General features: G+C 59.8%; 22 protein-coding genes, 1 tRNA gene and 1 pseudogene. 9 read left to right on the top strand and 15 right to left on the bottom strand.

Translation table 11 applies throughout. From position 1 onward, the window contains the following. Positions 1 to 479: 479 nt before the first annotated feature. From ACVWSC_RS06140 to ACVWSC_RS06165, 6 genes are all read right to left on the bottom strand, one after another. On the bottom strand, positions 480 to 2,408 hold the full coding sequence (locus ACVWSC_RS06140) for a tyrosine-type recombinase/integrase (protein ID WP_003158602.1): 1,929 nt from the start codon (positions 2,406 to 2,408) through the stop codon (positions 480 to 482). A 241-nt stretch (positions 2,409 to 2,649) separates the two neighbouring features. Then, positions 2,650 to 2,723 (bottom strand) — tRNA-Gly (locus ACVWSC_RS06145). A 154-nt stretch (positions 2,724 to 2,877) separates the two neighbouring features. Further along, a complete protein-coding gene (locus ACVWSC_RS06150; protein ID WP_442112443.1) occupies positions 2,878 to 3,762 on the bottom strand; it encodes an alpha/beta fold hydrolase in 885 nt (294 codons plus the stop codon). A gap of 322 nt (positions 3,763 to 4,084) precedes the next feature. Further along, positions 4,085 to 4,777, bottom strand: a complete 693-nt coding sequence (locus tag ACVWSC_RS06155) for a pseudouridine synthase (protein ID WP_442112444.1) — start codon at positions 4,775 to 4,777, stop codon at positions 4,085 to 4,087. Positions 4,778 to 4,804: 27 nt separating this feature from the next. Further along, positions 4,805 to 5,026 carry a cysteine-rich CWC family protein gene (locus ACVWSC_RS06160; RefSeq protein ID WP_442112445.1) on the bottom strand — a complete coding sequence of 74 codons (222 nt, stop codon included), beginning with the start codon at positions 5,024 to 5,026 and terminating at the stop codon, positions 4,805 to 4,807. Next, positions 5,019 to 6,509 (bottom strand): sensor domain-containing diguanylate cyclase, encoded by a 1,491-nt coding sequence (locus ACVWSC_RS06165; protein WP_442112446.1) that lies wholly within the window; start codon positions 6,507 to 6,509, stop codon positions 5,019 to 5,021. Before ACVWSC_RS06165 ends, ACVWSC_RS06160 begins: the two co-directional genes overlap by 8 nt. Before the next feature lie 216 nt (positions 6,510 to 6,725). On the opposite strand from ACVWSC_RS06165, the gene ACVWSC_RS06170 reads away from it, so the two are divergent. Further along, positions 6,726 to 7,115, top strand: coding sequence for a hypothetical protein (locus ACVWSC_RS06170; protein ID WP_442112447.1), 390 nt, complete (start codon positions 6,726 to 6,728; stop codon positions 7,113 to 7,115). Between the two features lie 5 nt (positions 7,116 to 7,120). Here ACVWSC_RS06170 and ACVWSC_RS06175 read toward each other — a convergent pair whose 3' ends face one another. Beyond that, on the bottom strand, positions 7,121 to 8,227 hold the full coding sequence (locus ACVWSC_RS06175; protein ID WP_442112448.1) for an enoyl-CoA hydratase/isomerase family protein: 1,107 nt from the start codon (positions 8,225 to 8,227) through the stop codon (positions 7,121 to 7,123). A 127-nt stretch (positions 8,228 to 8,354) separates the two neighbouring features. Here ACVWSC_RS06175 and ung point away from each other — a divergent pair, with 127 nt between their 5' ends. Beyond that, a complete protein-coding gene (ung, locus tag ACVWSC_RS06180) occupies positions 8,355 to 9,047 on the top strand; it encodes a uracil-DNA glycosylase (RefSeq protein WP_442112449.1) in 693 nt (230 codons plus the stop codon). Between the two features lie 68 nt (positions 9,048 to 9,115). Here ung and ACVWSC_RS06185 read toward each other — a convergent pair whose 3' ends face one another. The 5 genes from ACVWSC_RS06185 to ACVWSC_RS06205 form a co-directional block, all read right to left on the bottom strand. Continuing rightward, positions 9,116 to 10,147: an AbrB family transcriptional regulator gene (locus ACVWSC_RS06185; RefSeq protein WP_442112450.1), complete on the bottom strand. Its 1,032-nt coding sequence runs from the start codon at positions 10,145 to 10,147 to the stop codon at positions 9,116 to 9,118. Next, positions 10,140 to 11,654 carry a tripartite tricarboxylate transporter permease gene (locus ACVWSC_RS06190; protein ID WP_442112451.1) on the bottom strand — a complete coding sequence of 505 codons (1,515 nt, stop codon included), beginning with the start codon at positions 11,652 to 11,654 and terminating at the stop codon, positions 10,140 to 10,142. The genes ACVWSC_RS06185 and ACVWSC_RS06190 overlap by 8 nt, the downstream gene beginning before the upstream one ends. A gap of 1 nt (position 11,655) precedes the next feature. Then, a complete protein-coding gene (locus ACVWSC_RS06195; RefSeq protein ID WP_442112452.1) occupies positions 11,656 to 12,114 on the bottom strand; it encodes a tripartite tricarboxylate transporter TctB family protein in 459 nt (152 codons plus the stop codon). Between the two features lie 100 nt (positions 12,115 to 12,214). Further along, positions 12,215 to 13,195, bottom strand: coding sequence for a Bug family tripartite tricarboxylate transporter substrate binding protein (locus tag ACVWSC_RS06200; protein ID WP_442112453.1), 981 nt, complete (start codon positions 13,193 to 13,195; stop codon positions 12,215 to 12,217). A gap of 34 nt (positions 13,196 to 13,229) precedes the next feature. Then, positions 13,230 to 14,519 carry an OprD family porin gene (locus tag ACVWSC_RS06205; RefSeq protein WP_442112454.1) on the bottom strand — a complete coding sequence of 430 codons (1,290 nt, stop codon included), beginning with the start codon at positions 14,517 to 14,519 and terminating at the stop codon, positions 13,230 to 13,232. Between the two features lie 203 nt (positions 14,520 to 14,722). Between ACVWSC_RS06205 and ACVWSC_RS06210 the strand changes: the two genes are divergently transcribed. Both ACVWSC_RS06210 and ACVWSC_RS06215 read left to right on the top strand, forming a co-directional pair. Further along, the gene (locus tag ACVWSC_RS06210; RefSeq protein ID WP_442112456.1) at positions 14,723 to 15,394 is read left to right on the top strand and encodes a response regulator; all 672 of its coding nucleotides are present in this window, start codon (positions 14,723 to 14,725) and stop codon (positions 15,392 to 15,394) included. Further along, complete coding sequence (locus ACVWSC_RS06215) at positions 15,387 to 16,766, top strand: sensor histidine kinase (protein ID WP_442112457.1); 1,380 nt, start codon at positions 15,387 to 15,389, stop codon at positions 16,764 to 16,766. The genes ACVWSC_RS06210 and ACVWSC_RS06215 overlap by 8 nt, the downstream gene beginning before the upstream one ends. Here the strand turns inward: ACVWSC_RS06215 and ACVWSC_RS06220 are convergent. Then, entirely contained in the window at positions 16,763 to 17,572 is an 810-nt protein-coding gene (locus tag ACVWSC_RS06220) for an HDOD domain-containing protein (RefSeq protein ID WP_442112458.1), read from the bottom strand. The two genes, ACVWSC_RS06215 and ACVWSC_RS06220, sit on opposite strands and share 4 nt — an antisense overlap. Before the next feature lie 62 nt (positions 17,573 to 17,634). After that, positions 17,635 to 18,576, bottom strand: a complete 942-nt coding sequence (gene ygfZ / locus ACVWSC_RS06225) for a CAF17-like 4Fe-4S cluster assembly/insertion protein YgfZ (protein ID WP_442114261.1) — start codon at positions 18,574 to 18,576, stop codon at positions 17,635 to 17,637. A gap of 165 nt (positions 18,577 to 18,741) precedes the next feature. Between ygfZ and ACVWSC_RS06230 the strand changes: the two genes are divergently transcribed. Both ACVWSC_RS06230 and ACVWSC_RS06235 read left to right on the top strand, forming a co-directional pair. Next, positions 18,742 to 18,996 (top strand): FAD assembly factor SdhE, encoded by a 255-nt coding sequence (locus tag ACVWSC_RS06230; protein WP_442112459.1) that lies wholly within the window; start codon positions 18,742 to 18,744, stop codon positions 18,994 to 18,996. Continuing rightward, a complete protein-coding gene (locus ACVWSC_RS06235) occupies positions 18,980 to 19,432 on the top strand; it encodes a protein YgfX (RefSeq protein ID WP_442112460.1) in 453 nt (150 codons plus the stop codon). Before ACVWSC_RS06230 ends, ACVWSC_RS06235 begins: the two co-directional genes overlap by 17 nt. Here the strand turns inward: ACVWSC_RS06235 and ACVWSC_RS06240 are convergent. Further along, positions 19,401 to 19,592 (bottom strand): annotated as a pseudogene (locus ACVWSC_RS06240) (L-aspartate oxidase); the annotation flags it as partial. The gene ACVWSC_RS06235 and the pseudogene ACVWSC_RS06240 overlap by 32 nt on opposite strands. A 43-nt stretch (positions 19,593 to 19,635) precedes the next feature. On the opposite strand from ACVWSC_RS06240, the gene ACVWSC_RS06245 reads away from it, so the two are divergent. From ACVWSC_RS06245 to ACVWSC_RS06255, 3 genes are all read left to right on the top strand, one after another. After that, a complete protein-coding gene (locus ACVWSC_RS06245; protein ID WP_442112461.1) occupies positions 19,636 to 21,069 on the top strand; it encodes a tyrosine-type recombinase/integrase in 1,434 nt (477 codons plus the stop codon). 137 nt (positions 21,070 to 21,206) lie between these two features. After that, a complete protein-coding gene (locus ACVWSC_RS06250) occupies positions 21,207 to 21,728 on the top strand; it encodes a hypothetical protein (RefSeq protein WP_200992730.1) in 522 nt (173 codons plus the stop codon). A 92-nt stretch (positions 21,729 to 21,820) separates the two neighbouring features. After that, complete coding sequence (locus tag ACVWSC_RS06255) at positions 21,821 to 22,456, top strand: hypothetical protein (RefSeq protein ID WP_442112462.1); 636 nt, start codon at positions 21,821 to 21,823, stop codon at positions 22,454 to 22,456. Positions 22,457 to 22,774: the final 318 nt, after the last annotated feature.

Genomic DNA, 22,774 nt, shown 5'->3' on the forward strand with positions numbered 1-22,774 from the left:
TCCGCGCAAGACGCGAGTGATGACGCCCGCTTTTGATTACTTCTGATCAGTTCGCGCAACGAGTAGGCGTTGTGTGCTCGATGTACAAAAATCCATTGAGCACAAGAAAAGCGAGCGTCCGTCGCGGCTCGACAGTGACGCTTGCGCTATCAGGATCGTGAGAAGTGGCGGTTCACGCAAAACCGTATCGGTATGGTCTGATACGGCAGCGGTTTGAAAAAGCTGCGAGCGGTCGGAATCTATTGATCGGGGCTTGGGATTGGCTGCGGAAATCCGCTGGCGTCATATCCGATCAGGATACTGATATAGCGAGATAGCATCACAGAGAAGTCGCCTATGGTGACTGCCAAGCGCAGATTCGACGCTAAACACTGCCTGCCAATACTTGGAAATCGCGAGTTGGCGGGTGGTCATGCAACGATCGACCTATTGGTTCCCTGCTTGGACCTTGACCGGACGGGCTGCCGTCCGGCCTCAGCTCAACGGGCGACCAGATCTTCGGGCGTATCAACCAACATTGCCGTTTTTACCAGGCGCTCTACAGTCTGCCTGGCCAGCACCGGAGATACTTCCGATTGCTCTGCAAGCTCATCGGTTTCTATGGCATGTGCGGCGACCAGTCGAGCTGCAAGATGCAGGTTGGTCGGATCGACTGCCTCGATGACTGGACACTTGCCCAGGGCATCGTATGGCCGCAGCAGTGCGTGATAGATGTGCCAGGTGTCGATGCCGCGCGGCACCAGCTTCAGGACAGCCTGAATCAGCTTGCGTTTGATGGGGTCGAGTTGCCAGTCCGGGACGCGCTGTCCACGGTGACCCAGATGGATCGACAGGAGATTGCCAGCCTGAATCTCGTAAGTGATCCAGCGGCGGGACTTGCCAACCAGCTTGGCGTAGTCGGCCACCGACAGGTTGTGGGATGCCTCGAACATCTCCAGCAATTGCAAGCGCTCGCGCTGCACCTCTGACAGCGTGGGTCGCGCGTACTCGGGCAGATGCACCGCCGAAAGTCGATAGACGGAAGCTGGAACCGCTGGCGCATCCGGTGCAGGCGCAACGATCAACTGAGGGGCGTTTGGATTCAGGGCGGGCGGCTGCGCTGCCGCCTGTCCGGCAATCGTGGGCAGACCCTGCAGCGTGATGGTCAGGTGCGTGCTGGCAACTTCGAGCTGATTCTGCTCGAACAAGTCCAGGCGGTCGGCCCAGTCTTGCATCATGACGCGGCGCTGCTCGACGTACTCGGCGTGGTTGTAGGTCGCGCTGATCCGATCCGGATCGGCATGCGAGAGTTGGGCGTCTACCCACTTGGGCGGATAGCCCAATTCATTGAGCGCGGTCGATACGGTGGCGCGAACGCCGTGCCCAGTGAGCTGATCTTCATAGCCCATGCGCTTGAGCGCGCCATTGAGCGTGTTCTCGCTGAGAGGTTTTTTCAGGCACCAATCACCGGGGATGAGATAGACCTGCGCTGGCTTCAGATTTCCCAGCAGATGACGAACGACTTCTTGTGCCTGCAACGACAGTGGCACGATGTACGGCGGGATGTCGGCGAAACGCTGGCGCTTCTTCTTGGTGAGCTGCTTGCGTTGCTTGAGCCTGACAACCGGGATGATCCACAGACCGCGCTCCAGATCGAACTGATCGGGCGTGGCGTAGCGCAATTCACCGGTGCGCACGCCCGTGAGCAGCAGCAGACGTAGACCCAGTTGCGTATTCAGGCGGCCGCTGTACTTGCGCAACGTCTGCAGCATGGCCGGCAGTTCGGGCATGCGCAAAAAGGGGTTGTTCTCCACCGGCGGCAGCGGCATCGCCACCACATCCAAATCCTTGGCCGGGTTGTCGCCCATGTTGGGCACCACCACCGAGGCGTAGGTGAATAGCTGGCTGAACCAGGTGCGCAGCTTCTCGGCGACCGACAGCGAGCCACGTTTTTCCACTCTGCCGATGATGTCCAGCAGGTGGGCGCGAGTGACGTCGTAGACGGTCAGGTGGCGCAATACGGGAAACACATCCTTGGCGAAGACGCGCCCGATCTGTTTGGGCGTGCTCTGGCGGCCCTCATTTTCCAGAGAGAGGCTGCGGTGGGCCAGCCATTTGTCGTAGATGGCCTGGAAGGTGTGCTCGCCCGCCAGGACAATCACGTGGCGTTTGCGCTTGCGTTCCGAATGCGGGTTGATGTCCTTGGCCAGCATGGCCCGGGCCTCGTCGCGCAGATGACGGGCATCTTTCAGGGAAAGCGCGGGATAGCCGCCGAAGGACATGCGCTCGCGCTTGCCGCCCCAAGTGAAGCGGAAGTGCCAGGCCTTGAAGCCGGTGGCTGAGATATGGAAGTAGAGACCGTCGAAATCGACAAGCGAATACGCCTTGCCGGTCACCTTGGCCTGTCGAACCTGGAGGTCTGAAAGCATGAGCCCAACTCCTGCGAAACGAGTTGGATGCCATGTTCCCGACGGAACCCCGGCTCCTCCAGCAACAATACGGTTTTGGGAACCTCCGCATTGCCAATGTACCACTCAACGTACCAGTTGGAACCGGCTGTGAGTGGATTTCGCTGGATGTCAGTGGATCGATATTGGGTGAAAATCCTCAATCCTGACAATGACTTACGACGTTCCCTGGCGTTCGGCGGAAGACCCTGGAAAGTCGAAGTGGAGCGGGTGAAGGGAATCGAACCCTCGTTATCAGCTTGGGAAGCTGGAGTAATGCCATTATACGACACCCGCGCTCAGGGCTGACTTTGTACCAGAAGTGCTATGCGAATTGAAGTCTTGTTGCGTAAAAACTCAAGACGTTGGCCAGTAGCGCGAGGTCATGCATCTTCCTTCTGCCCAAACGGGCCGTTGATGCAGGAGGCTGCGCTACCGCCAACCAGGGTATTCAGATCGCCAGTGCATGGTGTGCCTGGGCGTATGGGTATCGCACACGGGATTCCCGGGTGGCGGGTTTGAGGAAACTCAGCAAGGCGTCACGGGTTTCGTCGCAGGCAGCCTTGTGCTCCATGTCGAGGAAGTGCCCGGCGGCGCGGATTTCGCTGAAGTGGCTGTTGCGCACATGCTGGCTGAACTGCCGGGCATCATCGATTGTGGTGTATTCATCCCACTCACCGTTGATGAACAGCACCGGAATGTCGATGACCCGGGCCGAGCGCAAGGCATTGTCCAGGTCGTGGTCGAGCACCTGGTTGATGTGAAAATGCATCTGCGCGTATTCGTGGTTGTCCAGGCTGCTGACATGCCGGTAGTTGAAGCGCTTGAACAGCGAAGGCAAGTGCTTGCCGATGGTGTCGTTGACCAGGTTGCCCACCTGTGGACGGTCGCAGGTGCTGAGGTACTGGCAGCCGCGCTCGAGGTAGTCGCGCATCGGTTCGTTGATCACCGGCGAGAACGAGCTGACCACTGCCTTCTCAATGCGCCGCGGCTTGTGCGCCAGGGCCAGCAGGGTGCAGGCGCCGCCCCAGGAGAACGACATCACGTGGTCGGCGGCAAAGTGATCGATCAGTTCCAGCAGGATCTGCCCTTCGGTTTCCTTGGTCAGCAACCGCTCATGACGGTTGTGCGCCTTGGATTTTCCAGCATACGGCTGATCGTACAGCACCACGTTGAATTGCGGATGCAGGCTACGCACGGTCTGGGCAAACGAGGCCGTGGTGGCCAGCGAGCCATTGATCAGGATGATCGTCTTCTCAGCGGCGTCTGCGCGATAGAACTCCGTGTAAACCCGATACTGACCTTGTATATCAAGCACAGCAATTTCTGGCCTCATGTCGTCGACTCCTGGCGCAAAAAGGGTATTCGCGCATGCAAGGATGCGCGTTCTTTATGACAGGTAGGCATACGCCTTGAAGAAGAGAGGCTGAGGGCCCTTGTCGATCCTTTCACGCCGGTCGACGGGTATTGTTCTAGGTGGGCAATCTGCCGGACCCCGGTACTTCGAGGCACTGGTGGCCAGCAAAAAGGTGTCTTTGACTACGGTTGTGACTGGTGAGTCACATGCAGACCGACGATTGGATTCAAGCAGGCAGCGCTGTAACCCGCAAGTGCCTTTGGGGAAATTGACGAAATCTTTCCGCCCAGCGGTCGTTGCTTCAGATTGCCAGGATTTCTTCGGGATAGAGCGCTCGGTACTCGCCGGGGCGCAGGCCTGGGTCCAGCTGCAGCGGGCCCATGCGTTCGCGGTGCAGGCGTAGCACCTTGTTGTCGAAGTGGCCGAACATGCGCTTGACCTGATGATAACGGCCTTCAACGATGCTCAGGCGAGCGCTGCGCGGACCGAGCACGGTGAGTTCGGCGGGCAGGGTGGTGAGGTCTTCGAAGGCGAAGTAGAAGCCCTGGCGGAATTTGTCGATGTAGTGCGGTTCGATCACCTGTTCGGTTTCGACGTAATAGATTTTCGCCAGCTTGGTTTGCGGTTGGGTCAGGCGCCGTGACCATTGGCCGTCGTTGGTCAGCAGCAACAGGCCGGTGGTGTTGTAGTCCAGGCGCCCGGCGATGTGCAGTTCGTGCTTGTCGCTTTCATCGAGCAAGTCCAGCACGGTGCGGTGCTCGGGGTCTTGGGTGGCGCTGACGCAGCCCTGGGGTTTGTGCAGCATCAAGTAGCGCGCCGGGCGTCCGGCTTGCAGCAGTTGATCGTCCACCTCGATGCGGCTGAACTCACGGACTTCCAGGCGCGGGTCACTGACGCACACACCATCCACCCGCACGCGCCGTTCTACCAGCAGCACACGAACTTGCTGACGGTTGAAGCAGGGCAGGTTGCTGAGAAATCGATCGAGACGCATACAGGCTCAGGGGCAGGGCGTTGCAGTTTAACGCTCGCTGGCAGGCTTTGCCGCTTCAAGTTGCTCCAGCACCTTTGCGCAGGCGGGGCACAGGCAAGCCTTGTTGCGCTGTTCGGCAGGCAACGCCTCGATCACCTGCGCATCGATGCTGACGCTGAAGCACCAACAGGCGTTGGCCGCAGTGCGCGGGTCAGCAAGGCTGCAACGGTTGCTGGCACCGCAGGCGGGGCAGCGTTGGGCATCATTCATGGTCGGACCTGAGCATCTCTACACATACGCGGTTGCGCCCACTTTGCTTGGCGCGGTACAGGGCATGATCGGCGCGGGCGATCAGGCTGTGCAGGGTATCTTCAGCCTGCAGGCTGCTCAAGCCAATACTGGTGGTCAGCCTGATCAGGGTGTTGTTGAAGTGGAAATCCTGTTGCTCGGTGAGCAAGCGCAGTTTTTCCGCAACCTCGAGGGCATGTTCGCCGTCGGTATCCTTGAGCAGCACGATAAATTCTTCACCGCCCCAACGGCAGATAATATCCGCCTGACGCAGGCAGTTTTCCAGGATGCGGGCGAATTGGCGCAGCACTTCGTCGCCGGCCAGGTGACCGTGGGTGTCATTGAGTTGTTTGAAGTGATCGAGATCGATCAACAAGGCGACCAGTGGCTTGGGTTCGCGTTGCGCTTCATGCAGCGCCTGGCCGGCCAGCAGGTCGAAACCACGGCGGTTGGGCAGGCCGGTGAGGCTGTCACGGGTAGCCAGGGTTTCGATGTTGTCCTGATGTCGCTTGACCATGGCATTGAGCAGCGACAACACCACCAGGCCGATGATGGTGCAAATCGCCAGGTTCAGATAAAGCGACTCGCGGATGTTGTCCAGGGCGCCGTCTTCACGTTTGTCGACGAACAGGTACCAGTTCAGCTCCGGCACCAGGCGCACATTGAGGAAATGACTGTCACCCTCGCTGCTCAGGTATTCGTAGCTGCCGCTGGCCGGTTTCGGCATCTGCTTGAGCAGTTCGCGCAAGCCGTGCAGGTCGCGCAGTGATTGCCCGGTGCGGGCACCATGGGCGCCGCCATTGGATCCGGTCAACACCACGTTGCCTTGCGGGTCAACGAAGTACACCTGGCGCTGATAGCGCTGTTGGTAGTCATCAATCAGGCGCACCACGGCTTCGACGGTGAGGCCAATACCCGTGACACCGATGAATTTTTGCTGGTAGTCGAGCACCCGGTAGTTGATGAACACCGTCAGTTTGTCCTGGTTGGCCATGTCCAGGTCGACGTTGAGTTCGTAGGGCACGTCCATGTTGCGCACCCGGTAATACCAGATGTCGCGCGGCTCCTGTGGGTCGATCTTTTTCAGCACGCCTTTTTGCGCCTGGTAGTAGTTCCCGGTGACGTCGGAGATGAAGAACGCGGTGTAGGCGTGATACTCGCCCATCACTTCATTGAGGTAGCGGGAAATCTGTGTCCGGTCAGGTTCGCCGGCCAGTGCCCAGTCACGCAGGAAAGTGTCGTGGGCCATCATCGAAGAGATCAGAATCGGCCGCACCAGGTCTTTCTGGATTTCCGAATACACGGTGTCGGAGGTCAGCGGCAGTTCGGTGTTGACGATGCTGTCGCGGATCGAACTGCGCGAGGCGAAATAGCTCAGCAGCGATGTCGCCAGAAAGCCGCTGCCCAGCAGCAATAGCAAGGTCAGAATCAGCGAGCGCTGCGAAAACAGGGCGGAGCGAGGCAATATGACATTCCCTTGAAATAAGCCAATGCCGTCCATTCTAGTGCGATGGCCGGAAAATAACTGGACAAATATCAAGGGCATTGGCCTTGTTGCAAATTATTACGGCAACGGCACCGGACCGCCTCTTCGTGGTCTTAATCTATGTCGCTCAGCGCTTGCTGACCGACGCCGACCAGCGCCGCTGGGATGGGCAGTTCCGCGGTCCGGGAGGCCGCCATGTATCGCCGACTTTTGCTTGTTGCCGTGCTGAGTTTGCTGACTAGCGCTTGTGTCCCTTATGGAGGTAACGGTTACTACCGTACAGAAGTCTATACCGCTGATCGTTATGGCTACCCAGGCTATTACCGGCCGGGTTACTCCTACAACCGTGGTTACTACGTGGTGCCACAGCCACGCTATTACGCACCCCCACCGCGCTACTACTCGCCACCGCGTTACTACCGGCCGACGCCCCACTATGACCGTCCGGCACCGCACTATTACCGCACGGCCCCCGAGCGTCACTACCAGCCCTACCCGAACCATCGCAATGACCGTTACCGTCAGGGACCTTCACGTCATGACCGTGATCGCGATGACCGGCAGGGGCGCAACTGGCACCGCTAGGTCGCTCAGGCCAGGTCGGCCAGCGGATGGCGACCTTCCCAGGCTTTGGCAAAATGCGCGTTGATGACCGCCGTTGGTACCTGGGCAATGTCTGCCCAGTGCCAGCGCGGTTGTTGATCCTTGTCGATCAGCCGCGCGCGTACGCCTTCGCTGAATTCCGGGTGTCGGCAGCAGTTGAGGCTCAGGGTGTATTCCATCTGGAACACTTGCGCCAAAGACAGGTGGCGGGCGCGTTGGATCTGCTGCCAGACTAGGTGAGCCGTCAACGGACAGCCTTCGAGCATGGTGTTCGCGGCTTTGGCCAGCAGCGGGTCGGCATGATTGCGCCATTGCCCGATCGCGCGCCAGGCACATACCGGGTCGGCGGCATCCAGCAGGGCATCGATCTGCTTGCGCCGGGGTAGCCATTGCGCTTCGGGTAACTCACTTTGCGCGCTGTGCTGCTGGGCCTTGAGCAGGCTGTTGAGCTGCAAGGCGGTCTGTTCCTGCCAGTTCAATTGCAGCAGGTCATCGAGCAGTTCTTCCTGTTGGCTTTCGCCGAGAAAACGGTCGGCCAGGCCCAGCTCCAAAGCATCGGTAGCGTTGATCGGCGCGCCGGTCAGGCCGAGAAACAGGCCCAGCTTGCCCGGCAAGCGCGCCAGAAACCAGCTGGCACCGACATCCGGGTACAGGCCGATACTGATTTCGGGCATGGCCATGCGTGTACTTGGGGTAACGATACGCACGTTGGCACCTTGCAACAGGCCCATACCACCGCCGAGCACATGGCCGTGGCCCCAGCACAGCAACGGTTTGGGGTAAGTGTGCAAGCGATAATCGAGGCGATACTCATCGGCGAAGAACTGCGCGGCCAGCGCCGGCACTTGCCCTGGGTGATCGCGGCAGGCCTGGGCCAGGCTGCGCACCTCGCCACCGGCGCAAAAGGCCTTGGCACCGTCGCCACGCAGCAGCACGCACACAATGTCCGGGTTGGCGGCCCATTGGGCCAGTTGCTGGTCGAGCACTTCGATCATCGGTAGTGACAAGGCATTCAGCGCCTTGGCGGCATCCAGGGTGGCGATGCCGATCCGGGCACCATCGACGCCGGTGAGTTCTTCGCACTGTACGGCCATGGGCGACCTCATTCGTCTGATCCGGACAAGTATGGCCGGTGTCGGCAAAACTGCCGGTCGCCGGTCGGATCGATTGACAAGCTCGGGCAGCTTTCCTAGTGTCGCGCCATTGTTTACGGATGGCCCCATGACTGACGACGATCGCATCAAACTTGAAGCAGGCTGGAAAGCAGCGCTGCGCGCCGAATTCGACCAGCCCTACATGCAGCAACTGCGTGAATTCCTGCGCCAGGAATATGCGGCGGGTAAAGAGATTTACCCACCAGGCCCGATGATCTTCAATGCGCTCAATTCCACGCCGCTGGACAACGTGAAGGTGGTGATCCTCGGCCAGGACCCTTACCACGGCCCGGGCCAGGCCCATGGCCTGTGCTTCTCGGTGCAGCCTGGGGTGCCGACGCCGCCGTCGCTGGTGAATATCTACAAGGAATTGCAACGCGACCTGAACATCGAAATTCCCAAGCATGGCTACTTGCAAAGCTGGGCTGAACAGGGCGTCTTGCTGCTTAACACCACCATGACGGTCGAGCGCGCCAATGCCGCTTCGCATGCCAAGAAAGGCTGGGAATTCTTCACTGATCGAATCATTCAGGTGGTCAGTGAGCATCAGCCCAATACCGTGTTCCTGCTGTGGGGCGCGCATGCGCAGAGCAAGCAGAAACTGATCGACGCCACCAAGCACCTGGTGCTCAAGTCGGTGCACCCGTCGCCGCTCTCGGCGTATCGCGGGTTCCTGGGTTGTGGGCATTTCAGCCGCACTAACAAGTTCCTCGAACAGCATGGCCTGACGCCCGTAGATTGGCGCCTGCCACCGCTGTAACGGTGGGAGCGGGCTTGCCCCGCGATTGCGATTTGTCAGACACATCGCATCGCGGGGCAAGCCCGCTCCTACACGCGTTCGTTGATCCAGTGACGGAACAAGGGCTCGGCCAGGAACAATACGAACAGTAAGCGCATCACCTGCAGGGCCGTTACCAGCGGTACTGATAGCTGCAAGGTTTCGGCGGTCAGGCTCATTTCAGCGATACCGCCCGGCATCATGCCCAGGGTCAAGGAGCGCAAGTCCAGTTGGCTCAGGTGGCTCAAGACCAGGGCAGCGGCTGCAGCGATCAGCATGCTCAAGGCCGTCGCAACCAAGGTGCGGCCAAGAAAGGACGGCGCCCGGCGAAAAAACGCCCGGTTGAAATGACAACCCAGGCCACTGCCAATCAACCACTGGCCAATCTGGCTCGCGCCGTCGGGCAGGGCGATGTGCAAGTCACCGCTGACACTGGCGATAGCAGCCACCAGCAAGGGCCCGAACAACCAGGGGTTAGGCTGTTTCAGCCGCTGCCATACCCAGGCCATGAGCACGCCCAGCGGGCAGATCAGCGCCAGCCAGCCCCAACTGACGCTGCCGTTATGAGTGATCGGCACGCCATCACCGAGCAGGTATTTGAACAGGGCCGGTACGCACAGCACGATGGCCAGCACCCGCAGGCTTTGTGCAGCCGCAACCTGACTGAGCACGGCGCCGTTGCGCGCCCCGAGGTTAACCATCTCCCCGGAGCCACCCGGCATGCTGGAGAAGAACGCCGTGGCGCGGTCTTCACCAGTGCGCCGCAGCAACCAGATGCCGGCGACACTGGACACACTGGTAATCAACGCGCCACAGAAGATCAGGCCGAAATTGCTGGCCACTTGCTCGACCACTGCCGGGGTGAAGTGCAGGCCGATGCCAATGCCGATAATCCACTGGCCGCATTTGCGGCCACCGGGGATTTCGTTCAATTGCCAAGGGGTCAGGCAGCGCACCAGGATGATCGCCAGCAACGAGCCGACCATCCACGGTAACGGCCAGCCGACCTGGCTGGCGAGAAACCCGCCTGCCAGGCCGACCAGGCCAGTGGCCCAGAACAGAGACGAAGGCCGATCAGACATCGGCCAGGGCGCGACGCTGAAGGCTTCGTTTGCGCCAGATGCGCAGCAGCGGGAAGGCCAGCATCACTGCAGTCAGCGACCACACCGTCATGCTGATCGGGCTGGACCAGAGAATGTCCAGGCTGCCGTTGGAGATCGACAGGGCACGGCGCAGGTTCTGTTCCATCAGGCCGCCGAGGATAAAGCCGAGCAGCAACGGCGACAGCGGGAAGTCGAGCTTACGCAGGATGTAACCGAAGATACCGATACCGATCATCAGGAACAGGTCGAAGGTCGTCGCGTGAACAGCATACACCCCGATGGCGGTGATGATTGCAATTACCGGCACCAGCGCCCAGTTCGGCACGGCAAGGATGCGGGTGAACAGACGCACCATTGGCACGTTGAGAATGATCAGCATGACGTTGGCAATGAACAACGACGCAATCAGGCCCCAGACAATGTCGGGCTGCTGTTGGAACAGCAGTGGGCCAGGCGTGATGTTGTACAGGGTCAGGGCGCCGATCATCACCGCAGTGGTACCAGAGCCGGGTACACCCAGGGTCAGCATCGGTACCAGCGCACCGCAGCAGGCGCCACCGATGGCGGTTTCCGGCGCGGCCAGGCCGCGTTTGTCACCCTGACCGAATTTACCACTGGCACCGGCCAGACGTTTTTCGGTCATGTAGGCCACCGCACTGGCCAGGGTCGCACCGGCACCCGGCAACACACCCATGACGAAACCCAGCACGCCGCAGCGGATGTTGACCCAGAACACCGAGGCCGCTTCTTTGAGGTTGAACAACATGCGCCCGGTGGCCGTGACTGCTTGGTGGCCATGGTGGGTTTTTTCCAGCAGCAACAGAATTTCGCTGATCGAGAACAGGCCCAGTACCAGCACCACGAACTGAATACCGTCGGCCAGGTTCACGCTGTCGCCGGTAAAGCGGTAGACGCCGCTGTTGGCATCGATGCCGACGCAGGACAGAAACAAGCCGATCAGCGCCGCGATGAAAGTCTTCAGCGGTTTGTCACCGGCCATGCCGCCCAGGCAGACAATGGCAAAGACCATCAGCACGAAGTATTCCGCCGGACCAAAGGCAATCGCCCATTTGGCCAGCAACGGCGCGAACAGGACCATACCGCAAGTGGCGATAAAGGCGCCGATGAACGAACTCCACGCCGACAGCGACAGGGCGACACCGGCCAGGCCTTTGCGGGCCATCGGGTAACCGTCGAGGGTGGTCATGACGGTTGCAGCTTCACCGGGAATGTTCAGCAGGATCGAACTGATACGCCCGCCGTATTCGCAACCCAGGTACACCGCAGACAACAGAATCAGCGCCGACTCCGGCGGCAGGCCAAGGGCGAACGCAATCGGGATCAGCAGCGCCACCCCGTTAATCGGGCCAAGGCCCGGCAGCAGGCCAACCACCGTACCGATCAAGCTGCCACACAGGGCAGTGACCAGGTTGTACGGGCTCAGGGCAACGCCGAAGCCCTGGCCGAGATAACCAAGCGTATCCATGTCAGTTCTCCAGTACGTCGAGCAGGCCCAGGGGCAGTGGCACATCCATTACACGGTCAAACAGCCAGTACAGCGCGATGCTCATCAGCGTGATGATGACGATGCTCGGCAGCCAGCGGCCGTCGTAAAGACGCGCCATAGGCACGCCAACCAGGATGCTGCTGAGGACAAAGCCCAACGGTTCGAAGGTGCTGGCAAAGAGCAGGAGCAAGGCCACACAGAGGCCGATCTTGATCAGCGATTCGCGATCCAGCTCGGGCTCATCGTCCTTGCGCACGATCGGGGTTGGACGAAAAGCCAGGTACAACAGGCCGCAGCCCATCAAACCGATAATCAACAGAGGAAAGGCACGAGGGCCGACAGGCTCGTAGGAAAACGCCGCCTGATAGGGCCAGGCCATGACTGCCAGTGCGGTACATACCGCTAGCAGCAACAAGGCGAAAATGCGTTGCAGGATCATTGGGGAATCCTCTTTTCGCGGGGCAAGCCCGCTCCCACAGCGAGAGACCGTGTCTGTAGGAGCGGGCTTGCCCCGCGATGCTTCTCGAAAGGTTAAAGGCTTACTGAATCAGCCCAAATTCCTTGGCCAGGACTTTGTAGTCGGCCACCTGTTTCTTCACGTAGGTGTCCAACTCTGCGCCGGTCATGGCAAAGGGGAACAGTTCGCGCTGATCACGCAGCTTGGTGAACTCTTCCGAAGCCAGCATCTTGTCGAACGAGTCTTTCCACCAGGCGTACTCTTCATCGGAGACTTTCGGCCCCATGTAGAAACCACGCACTACCGGCCAGACGATGTCGTAGCCCTGTTCCTTGGCGGTTGGAATGCTCTTCATTTCCGGCTCGTCCAGGCGGTTTTCGGCGAACACGGCCAGCAGGCGCATGTCACCGCTCTGGATGTGCGGCATGGAGTCGGAGATGTCGGTACTGCCTACCTGGATATGCCCACCGAGCAGCGCAGTAGCAATTTCGCCACCCCCTTCAAGGGCGACATAACGCAAGTCGCGTGGGTTGATGCCCGCGGCTTTGGCAATCAGTGCGGTCTGCATCCAGTCCTGGCTACCGACCGTGCCGCCGGAGCCGATCACCACTTTGCTTGGGTCTTTTTTCAGCGCTTGAACCAGGTCGTCGAGGGTTTTGTAGGGCGAATCGCTTTTCACTGCGATGGCGCCATAGCTGGTGCCAACGGCGGCCAGCCAACGCACGGCGTTCTCGTCGAAACGGCCAAACTTGCCTTGGGCCAGGTTCAGCAGCGAGCCGCTGGACCAGGCCACCAGGGTGCCGGCATCGGCGGGGCGCTGGGCGACCACGGCGTTGTAGGCCACCGCGCCGACACCGCCAGGCATGTAGGTCACACGCATAGGCTTGCTGAGGATTTTTTCATTGACCAGGGCGCTTTGCACCAGCTTGCAGGTCAGGTCGAAACCACCGCCAGGCGAGGCGGGGGCAATACATTCAGGGCGTTTGGGTTCGGCGGCCATGGCGTGGCTGGTCAACACCAGGCAGGCAGTGGCCAAGGCAATGCGGCGCAGTGAAAAGGTCATCGTCAATCTCCGTGAGCATTATTGTTGTCGGGGATTACCACAGCGCAAGGCTGTAACTCACCAGCAGCCGCACTTCATCCGCATCGCGGGCAAAGTTCGAGCGGAAGGTAGCGTTGCGCAGGCGCACGGCGACGTTTTTCAGGGCGCCACTTTGCACCACATACTTGAACTCGGTGTCGCGTTCCCACTCCTTGCCTTCACCGCCATCGGCCAGGCTGACATTATCGCCGCTGATGTAGCGGGTCATGAAGGTCAGGCCGGGAATGCCCAGTTTGGCGAAGTCATAGTCGTAGCGGGCTTGCCAGGAACGCTCGTCAGCGTCGGCGAAGTCGTTGATCTGGACGAAGTTGACCAGGTACGGGTCGGCGCCATCGACGTAAGGGAAGGCGGTGTCGCCAGACAGGTGCTGGTAACCGGCGCTGAGCTTGTGGCCGATGATGCTGTAGCTGAGCATGCCGTTGAGCGCGGTGTTGTCGATCTTGCCACCGCGGGCCTGGCCTTGGTCGTCGCTGAACGCCATGCGCAGGTCAGCACCGAAGGTGCCCGGTCCCCACGGCTGGCTGGCGAGCAGGCCGACAAAGTGCTGAGCGTACACGTCATCGAGCTGCGCCCAATGGTAGCTACCGGTGATCTTGTCGGTGAACGTGTAGTCCAGGCCGGCCATGTCGAAATGGTTGCCGGTAACGGTGCCGGCAAAACGGCGGTTCTTGTTGTTGAGGGCGATGTCTTCGTTATTGGTGCTGTCGCGATCCCGGGCTTTTTCCAGGCGTCCGCCGGTGAAGGTCAGGTTCTTGATTTCCCCGGACGTCAGCAAGCCACCTTCGAAGGTCTGCGGCAGAATTCGACCGTCGTTGGGTTGCAGGGTTGGCAGTTCTGGAATCAGCGTACCGAGTTTCAGCTCGGTGTCGGAGATTTTGACTTTGCCGGTTATGCCGAGCTTGGAATACTCGTCGGCAGCACGGCCATCATCGTGGGTAGGCAACAGGCCGGTGCCGGTGCGGTCGGGGCTGGAGTCGAGCTTGATACCGAGCATCCCCAGGGCATCCAGGCCAAAGCCTACGGTGCCATCGGTGTAACCCGACTCGAAATTGAGCATGAAGCCCTGAGCCCATTCGTCACGCTTGGATTGCTGGGCGCTGGTGCCATCGCGAAAGTCGCGGTTGAAGTACATGTTGCGGGTTTCGAAGGTCGCCTTGCTGTCTTCGAAGAAGGCGGCCTGGCTCAGCGGTGCGACGCCGGTAAGGGCGAGGGCGCTGACAACTGCGGTCTGGCGGGAAGGTAAACGGCGAGTAGGCGCGGACGCCCGTGGCTGTATGGACAGCATCGTCAAGTAACTCCGTTTTTGTTTTTATTAGTCGAACGTCAATGTTCAGTTTTTACGGCGCGCAGAGTGAGCCGTGAGGGGATGCTAGGGCTTTAACCTTTCGCTAACCTTTCAATACTTTTTCATTGTTACGAAGGCTTCACAGGCTGCCTGTCGGCTGTACACTCCGCGCCATTGACCGCGACGCGACCGGGGAGAAAACCATGCGTGTGCTGCTCGTCGAAGACCATTTGCAGTTGGCTGAAAGCGTGGCCCAGGCCCTGAAAAGCAGCGGCCTCACCGTCGATGTGCTGCACGATGGCGTGGCTGCCGACCTGGCCCTGGCCAGCGAAGAATATGCTGTGGCCGTGCTTGATGTAGGCCTGCCGCGCATGGACGGATTTGAAGTGCTGGCGCGCTTGCGCGCGCGCGGCAAAACCGTGCCGGTGCTGATGCTGACCGCACGCAGTGACGTCAAGGACCGGGTGCACGGCCTCAACCTGGGTGCTGATGATTACCTGGCCAAACCTTTTGAACTCACCGAGCTTGAGGCGCGGGTCAAGGCGCTGCTGCGCCGCAGTGTGCTCGGTGGTGAGCGACAGCAGCGCTGTGGCCCACTGGTGTACGACCTGGACACCCGACGCTTCACCCTCGGTGAAGAACTGCTGACGTTGACCTCGCGCGAGCAATCCGTGCTTGAGGCCTTGATCGCTCGCCCGGGGCGGGTGATGAGCAAGGAGCAAGTGGCTGCCCAAGTGTTTGGCCTGGATGAAGAAGCCAGTGCCGACTCGATCGAGATCTACATCCATCGACTGCGCAAGAAACTCGATGGGCATGCCGTGGCCATCGTCACGTTCCGGGGGCTCGGCTACCTGCTTGAGCATCGCGATGCGTGACAGCGTCAGCCTGCGCGGGCGGCTGCTGTGGAACCTGGCGTTGCTGCTGGTGGTACTGATGCTCGCCAGCGGCCTGAGTGCTTACTGGAACGGCCGCGAGGCCGCCGACACCGCCTACGATCGCACCTTGCTGGCCTCGGCGCGGACCATTGCCGCCGGCTTGTCCCAGCGCGATGGCACCCTCAGTGCCGATGTGCCGTACGTGGCGCTGGACACCTTTGCCTATGACAGCGCCGGGCGTATCTATTATCAGGTCAACGACATCCATCAGCGCCTGATTTCCGGCTACGAAAACTTGCCCGCACCGCCGCCGGGCACGCCGCGAACCGATGCCTACCCGGCCTTGGCGCGCTTCTACAACGCGCGCTATCTGGGCCAGGATGTTCGCGTGGTCAGCCTGCTCAAGCCGGTCAGTGAGCCGAACATGAACGGCATGGCCGAAATTCGCGTGGCGGAAACGGAAGAAGCGCGGGTGCGCATGGCGCGTGGTTTGATGGCCGATACCCTGCTGCGCCTCGGTATGCTGGCGCTCGGGGCATTGATGCTGGTGTGGTTTGCGGTGAGTGCAGCGCTACGTCCGCTGGAGCGTTTGCGTAGTGCGGTAGAAGAACGTCAACCCGATGACCTGCGCGCGTTGCCGCTGGTTGAGGTGCAGCGCGAGTTGAGCCCCTTGGTACGCGCCTTGAATCACTTCACCGAACGTCTGCGTGGCCAGTTCGAGCGCCAGGCGCAGTTCATTGCCGAGGCTGCGCATGAACTGCGCACGCCGCTGGCAGCGCTGAAGGCCAGGGTTGAGTTGGGGTTACGTTCCAACGAGCCACAGGTGTGGCGCGAGACCCTGGAGTCAGCGGCGCAGGGCACTGATCGCCTGACCCACCTGGCCAACCAACTGCTTTCCCTGGCACGGGTGGAAAACGGTGCGCGGGCCATTGCCGAAGGCGGGGCGCAGTCACTTGACCTGAGCCAGTTGGCGCGCGAGCTGGGCATGGCCATGGCACCACTGGCCTATGCGCGTGGCGTTACGCTGGCGTTGGAGGCTGAGGCCCCGGTGCATGTCCGTGGCGAGCCGACCTTGCTCAACGAGCTGCTCAGTAACCTGGTCGACAACGCCCTGGCGCACACGCCCAAGGGCGGCAACGTTATCTTGCGGGTCTATGCGCCTGGGATACTGGAAGTTGAAGACGACGGGCCAGGCATTCCTCAGCCTGAGCGCGAACGGGTGTTCGAGCGTTTCTACCGGCGCGGTGCTCAGGGGACCGGTCTGGGCCTGGCGATTGTCGGTGAAATCTGCCGCGCCCACCTGGCGCAGATCAGTCTGCATGACGGTGAGCGCGGCGGCTTGAAGGTGCGGGTCAGTTTTACCGTTGATTAACGGAACATCGAGCGGGCAAACAACAGGTCGTTGGCCACCAGTTCGGTGCCGGTTGGCAGCCCCAGGTGGCGGTAGGCCGGCAGTGCTGCCAGGGGGCGGGTCTTACCCAGGGCAGGGCTCAGCGCGCGGGCAATCTGCACGATGTCCACGTAGTCGATCTGCGCGCTGCCGCGGTCCAGGTCCAGGACCTGGCCCGGCAAACTCACCAATTGTTCGGGAAACTCCCAGCTGCTGAGGATCTTGTCACCGAGCACCGGATGAATCTGGTCGATGACATAGTTCAGGCACACCGGGTCGGAGAGCAATTCGTTGTGTTCTTCGGCGTAGATCAGGATCGGCAGTACACCAATCTGGTGAACCAGCCCGGCGAGGGCGCCCTGATCGGGTTTGAGCTGGGTGTAGCGCAGGCAGAGTTCGTAACTGATACCCGCCACTTCCAGGCTGGTTGCCCAGATTTCGCGCATTTTCTTTTCCACCACCTCGGAGCGGGCGTGGAATATCTGCTCAATCACCAGGCCCACGGCCAGGTTGCAGCTGTAATTGATGCCAAGGCGGGTGACGGCCGTCTGCAGGTCGGTGACCTCGACGGTCGCTCGCAGCAGGGGGCTGTTCACCACCTTGATCAGGCGTGCCGACAGGGCAGCGTCGCGGCCAATGACCTTGCTCAGGGCGCTGACGCTGATCTCGCTGTCTTCGGCGGCCTCGCGGATGCTCAGGGCGACCTCCGGCAAGGTCGGCAGCACCAGGTCATCGTTGTCGATGGCGGCCAATAACTGGGCCTGGACCATCTCGGCCAGCTTGTTCATCGTAAATCTCTAGCGCAATTCAAAGAGAGCCCCGGCGAATCAAGCACCGGGGCAGGGCTGGCTCAGCGCTGGATCTCGCGGTCGCGGTCCAGCTCGTACGGCAGCGTCAGCAGGTCCAGACGAGGGCCATCAGGGCTGCCCAGGTGCAGGTTGTTGTCTTCTACCGCATCGGCCGTCAACACGGCCAGCAATTCGCTGCCGGCGCCGCTGTGCGCCGCCAATACCACTTCACCCACCGAGGAGCCGTGAGTGGGCGAGAAGATTTCAGTGCCGGGCTCAGGCAGGCTGTCGCTGGCCAGTGCAACCCGGTACAGGCGACGCTTGAGTTTGCCCAGGTACTGCATGCGCGCGACGATTTCCTGGCCGGTGTAGCAGCCTTTCTTGAAGCTCACGCCACCGACGGCCTGCAGGTTGATCATCTGCGGGATGAACAGCTCGCGGGTTTGCGCCATGACCTGGCCGATGCCGGCACGGATCTGCCCGAGCAGCCAGTCGTTCAACGGCGCTTGCGGCAAGGTGGCAGCCAGTTGGGTCTGAACACGCTCGGCCTGATCAGCCGGCGCCCAGAGTTCGATACGCCCGGCCGACACGGCAATGGCAATCAGCCCATCGTGGCGAGTGATTGCGTCAGTCTGCTGCGGAACCTCCAGGCCCAGTGCCTGCAACGCCGCATCACCGCCCTGCAGGCCAAAGCGTACCCAGGCATCGCTGTCATCGGTCAGCTTGGCCTTGGAGAACACCGCGTACTTTTTCAGGTCGGCCAGTTGCGCTTCCAGCAACTCGCGGGTCATCGCCAGCAGGAAACCGTCGCCTTCAGGCAGGATACGGAAGCTCGACTGCATCCGGCCCTTGACCATGCAGCGGGCGCCCAGGCTACTGGTGTTGTCGCTCAGGTAGTTGATATTGCAGGTCAGTTGGCCTTGCAGAAACTTACCGGCGTCCGAGCCGCGGACGGCGAGAACGCCTTCGTGGGAGAGGGTGCAGAAAAAAGCGGTATCGGCCATGGGAGATCGCAGGGTAGTAAGACTGGGGGCCATGATAGAGCGCCGTTGGCAAAATAGGTAGTTGAGTGCGCTCCTCTGTCATTATTTGCTCACAGGTCCGGACCAACGTCGCGTGTCCCTCAGGCGCTGGGTCTGTATACTGGCGGCCTATTTCTGGAGGGTTCCATGGTCGAACAAGTTGAACTCAATCGGCTCTTTTGGCACAGCCGTCGTGGCATGCTCGAGCTGGACGTATTGCTGGTGCCTTTCAGCCAGGACGTGTTTGCAACCTTGAGTCAGGAAGATCGTGCCCTGTACTGGCGCTTGCTGGGCTGTGAAGACCAGGACCTGTTCGGCTGGTTCATGGAACGCGGCGAGTCGGAAGATCCGGAGCTGCAGCGCATGGTTCGCATCATCCTGGACCGTGTCCAGCCCAAGTGAGCAATTCGTGTGCCGCTGGCAAGGCTCGACAGCCTTGCTCGCGGCGTACCTGGCCAGTCAATTGCTGGCCGCGCTGGCACTGAGCATTCTGCAAGTGCCCGTCTGGTGGCAGGTAGTGGGCGTGCTGTTGTGCCTGCTGCATGCGGGCTGGATGATTCCCCGGCGTATTCTGCTCAGCCATCCCCATGCTATCAGTGGCTTGCGCCGGGACCGTGACGGCTGGCAGCTGTTCAGCCGTGCCCTGGGGTGGCAAACCGTGCAACTGCGCCCCGACAGCCTGGCCTTGCCGGGCTTGGTGGTGCTGCGTTACCGCAGGCCGGGGCGTTTGTGCAGTGAAGGTTTGACGATCGCCTATGACGCGCTGGAGCCGGAGCAACACCGGCGCCTGCGCGTGCGCCTGAAGTTCAGTCGGCGAAGGTGGGCGGCTGCAGGATAGTGTCGCGGGCTTCGCTGAGCATGCCCGGGTAGTCCAGGGTGTAGTGCAGGCCCCGGCTTTCCTTGCGCTGCATGGCGCAACGGATCATCAATTCAGCGACCTGGGCCAGGTTGCGCAACTCGATCAGGTCACGGCTGACCTTGTAGTTGCTGTAGAACTCGACGTGATGAGGCTAAACCCAATGGATACAGGGGTTTCAGCCGATGACCATCAATCCACGCTCCCAAACTGGGACAAACCTGTTACAAACTGCCCTCGCCAAGCCATACCACTATCGCCGGTCTGGTCGCTATTACCTTCGCCTTCGCCCTCAAGGCACCGCTAAGGGCTTCTTCACGCTATCACTCAGGACCACCGACAAGGCCACCGCTATGACCATCTCGCAAGACATCCTCTCGACCCTCAAGGCCTACCATCTGGACAACCCAGAGGCTTCATGGGATGAGCTGAGAGAGCGTCTCTTGGACATCGCTGAGTACAGCCTGACGATGGCCCACGGTGATAGCTCACTGGTCGCCTACGAGATGATTAACGATGAGCACCATCAGGCCCTCCGTGAGGCAAGCGCAAAGCTACCCTTGAGCGTCAATCAGCAACGGGCTGTGAGTAAGGCATTGGAGATCATTGAGGCGTCTCAGGAGCGCATGAAGGGCAGGTCGGGGAATCTGGTGGATATCGTAAAGGGTCTAAAGGATGAGTCTTGTAGCACGTCAGTGGCCCTGTCTCCGTCCCTATCTGTAAGTTCATCTGAGCGGCTGACCTTCAAGGCTCTGTCTGCGCTGTACATGGAGGAACGCAAAGACAGCATTCAGGCCAGCACCATGCGGGACGTGAGATCGTCCTGTGAGGCTATCGCTACGATCCTCGGTGACTTGGACTTGAAGGCTCATACGCGGGAGGACATGAAGAACCTTCGGGACAAACTCCTTGAGGACCGCAAGCCATCGACGGTGAAGAAGCTACTGACCCGGCTATCAACTGTCATGGACTGGGCTGTGCATAACGGTTACCTCGATAAGAGCTTCGACAAGGGTCTGAAGCCAACGAAAGGAGCTGATAGCTCCCGTGAGGCGTTCTCTCTGGATCAGGTGAAGGCCCTCATGGCTCACGCTAAGACCCTGCCAGTGGACGCATGGCAGCGCTGGGCGTTGTCCCTTGGGGTCATCACTGGGACCCGTATTGAGGAACTTAGGCAGTTGACTAAGGCTGACGTTAAGCAGGTCGGGGATGTCTGGGTCATCGACATCAATAGGAACGATGGCAAGACGGCCAAGACCAAGAACGCTCTGAGGGTTATCCCGTTGACCGATGGGGCCTATGGGTTTGACCTGAAGGCTTTCCTTGAGTTTGTCCAAAGGGCGGACTCTCGCCTGTTCGCTTTGGGCGCTGGGCGATTCTCTGAGTTGCTCAATGGGCTTATCCGTGATGTCTTAGACCTGAAGGCTGATCGCACCCAGACCTTCCACTCCCTACGGCACTCTCTGGCTGGTGCCTTGAAGGCCGCTGAGATTCCTGTGGGCACCGCTGAGTCGATCTTGGGTCACGCTTCGGGGTCGATCAGCTATGACCTATACGGGGCGGGGAGCGGGGTTGATGTAGGGCGTATGGCTGAAGCGCTGCAAGCAGCCTTGCGTTGATTACGTAGGAACCTTTCCTCGTAGCTCCTACGCGGGGTCTCAGCGGGTTCCTGTGGGGGCACTCCATGAAGCACTCGTGAAAGCGTTCGCTCGAACTGTCCAAGTCTCGAATGGTAATTAATAAGGAGTAGGCTCATATGGAAAAAGCTAAAGCCAACAATGAAATCAAGTGGCTTCTTTTAGATCAGATGACGGACTTGACTGCCGCAGTTTGTATGGGCCGAGATTTTTTAAAAGCTTACAGCGATGGCAAGCTGACACTGATTCAGATCATGACGCGACTGAGAGTGTGTAACCACAGCCTAATCCTTTCACTTTACAAGGTTTGGGAGATTAGGGACAAATATAACCAGCACCTCTACTCACTTGATAAAACCTTCGTTAATCCTTTATTCCAGTACGCCAAAGAAATTGACAAACGTAACATAAACAAATTTCGAGGCAGATACGCTGCTCACATTTGGGACTTAAAGGACAAACCAATCTCGCTTATCGAAGCTCAGGCACTACTGGACACAATCACCGGAGAGAACAACTCCAAGGTGCAAGAGTTCTATGATTGGATTTGGCTCGACGGGGAGCCGTGTGTAGTGAAAGCGCTTCACGACCTGATTGACTACCTAAGAACTCTGCCGGGTGGGGACTTCGCAAGGTTCTGATGAACTCGACCTTGATCGCTCTCGGAAAGCGGTGTCGTTAAAAACCCTCACTATGGCTGCACGTTCGCAGCGGCCATATGAGGACCACTATCATGACCCTGCTCACCCAACCCGGACCATTACACCGTCACGTCGATCACGAAACCGGCACCATCCTTCACATTGACCCACTCTCTGGCGAGGTCATCCGCCGCAGGGATATGGTTCGACCCGCAAACCTCGAAGCCCAGTATCAGTCATGGGCCTCTGAGCGTCGTGCCGATGAGTCCCTCTTTGATGACCAACAGAAAGCCGCCAAGGGCCTGACCAACGGCACCCAAGGGCAACCCCAAGAGACCCCAAGCGATGAACCCAAGCGAGGCCGTGGACGCCCAAAGGCCACCTTCGCTAACCCTGTCGCAGCCTACATGCACCTCCTTGCGATTCCCGATCCGCTGCCATGGGTAGACGACATCATTACCGGGTCAATCATCACCAGTGCCGGAGTCACCAACGGAAAGATCAACGTCAAGGCACGAGCGGTCATCGGAGCGTTGTTCCTTTCGGAGATCACAGCGGACGCCTGCAAGACCAATGAGTATTCCTTGAGAACCGCCCAGCGAATCGCCAAGGCTGCGCGACACGCTGCCCATGGGATCGCTTCGTATGTCGAGAGACACCCAGACATCAAGGCTGAGATTGTGGCCGAGGTGGGCGCAGAGGCTCTATTCCGGGGCTTAGCGACTTAACGCCGGATAATATAAAGAAAATCTCAACGACCATCTTCAGGTCAAAGCATCGACCAGACCCAGAGGGAGGGGTTGTTAATTACAACTCCCCTCATCTCAAAGGGCATCTTTAAGACACCTCAAAGGAGACCTTCCAACATGACCAGCATTGTCTGCCCAGCTAACTCACGCCTCACCGAACAAGATATGTCAGTCTTGTCTACTGTATTCCCTCGACCAGCTCGAACCCAGCTCATCGAGTTGCGTCGTGCCCTTAGTGACCATCGCTCCAACTTCAGGACCTACAAGGCTGGACAGGTCACCTTCGATATGGACGGT

This window comes from Pseudomonas sp. NUPR-002, from assembly GCF_056322725.1.

What these genes read in the sequence shown, in the direction of transcription:
- ACVWSC_RS06140 (WP_003158602.1), bottom strand. Translation starts at nt 2,408, where the DNA reads ATGCTTTCAGACCTCCAGGTTCGACAGGCCAAGGTGACCGGCAAGGCG.
- ACVWSC_RS06150 (WP_442112443.1), bottom strand. Translation starts at nt 3,762, where the DNA reads ATGAGGCCAGAAATTGCTGTGCTTGATATACAAGGTCAGTATCGGGTT.
- ACVWSC_RS06155 (WP_442112444.1), bottom strand. Translation starts at nt 4,777, where the DNA reads ATGCGTCTCGATCGATTTCTCAGCAACCTGCCCTGCTTCAACCGTCAG.
- ACVWSC_RS06160 (WP_442112445.1), bottom strand. Translation starts at nt 5,026, where the DNA reads ATGAATGATGCCCAACGCTGCCCCGCCTGCGGTGCCAGCAACCGTTGC.
- ACVWSC_RS06170 (WP_442112447.1), top strand. Translation starts at nt 6,726, where the DNA reads ATGTATCGCCGACTTTTGCTTGTTGCCGTGCTGAGTTTGCTGACTAGC.
- ACVWSC_RS06175 (WP_442112448.1), bottom strand. Translation starts at nt 8,227, where the DNA reads ATGGCCGTACAGTGCGAAGAACTCACCGGCGTCGATGGTGCCCGGATC.
- ung (WP_442112449.1), top strand. Translation starts at nt 8,355, where the DNA reads ATGACTGACGACGATCGCATCAAACTTGAAGCAGGCTGGAAAGCAGCG.
- ACVWSC_RS06185 (WP_442112450.1), bottom strand. Translation starts at nt 10,147, where the DNA reads ATGTCTGATCGGCCTTCGTCTCTGTTCTGGGCCACTGGCCTGGTCGGC.
- ACVWSC_RS06190 (WP_442112451.1), bottom strand. Translation starts at nt 11,654, where the DNA reads ATGGATACGCTTGGTTATCTCGGCCAGGGCTTCGGCGTTGCCCTGAGC.
- ACVWSC_RS06195 (WP_442112452.1), bottom strand. Translation starts at nt 12,114, where the DNA reads ATGATCCTGCAACGCATTTTCGCCTTGTTGCTGCTAGCGGTATGTACC.
- ACVWSC_RS06200 (WP_442112453.1), bottom strand. Translation starts at nt 13,195, where the DNA reads ATGACCTTTTCACTGCGCCGCATTGCCTTGGCCACTGCCTGCCTGGTG.
- ACVWSC_RS06205 (WP_442112454.1), bottom strand. Translation starts at nt 14,519, where the DNA reads ATGCTGTCCATACAGCCACGGGCGTCCGCGCCTACTCGCCGTTTACCT.
- ACVWSC_RS06210 (WP_442112456.1), top strand. Translation starts at nt 14,723, where the DNA reads ATGCGTGTGCTGCTCGTCGAAGACCATTTGCAGTTGGCTGAAAGCGTG.
- ACVWSC_RS06215 (WP_442112457.1), top strand. Translation starts at nt 15,387, where the DNA reads ATGCGTGACAGCGTCAGCCTGCGCGGGCGGCTGCTGTGGAACCTGGCG.
- ACVWSC_RS06220 (WP_442112458.1), bottom strand. Translation starts at nt 17,572, where the DNA reads ATGAACAAGCTGGCCGAGATGGTCCAGGCCCAGTTATTGGCCGCCATC.
- ygfZ (WP_442114261.1), bottom strand. Translation starts at nt 18,576, where the DNA reads ATGGCCGATACCGCTTTTTTCTGCACCCTCTCCCACGAAGGCGTTCTC.
- ACVWSC_RS06230 (WP_442112459.1), top strand. Translation starts at nt 18,742, where the DNA reads ATGGTCGAACAAGTTGAACTCAATCGGCTCTTTTGGCACAGCCGTCGT.
- ACVWSC_RS06245 (WP_442112461.1), top strand. Translation starts at nt 19,636, where the DNA reads ATGACCATCAATCCACGCTCCCAAACTGGGACAAACCTGTTACAAACT.
- ACVWSC_RS06250 (WP_200992730.1), top strand. Translation starts at nt 21,207, where the DNA reads ATGGAAAAAGCTAAAGCCAACAATGAAATCAAGTGGCTTCTTTTAGAT.
- ACVWSC_RS06255 (WP_442112462.1), top strand. Translation starts at nt 21,821, where the DNA reads ATGACCCTGCTCACCCAACCCGGACCATTACACCGTCACGTCGATCAC.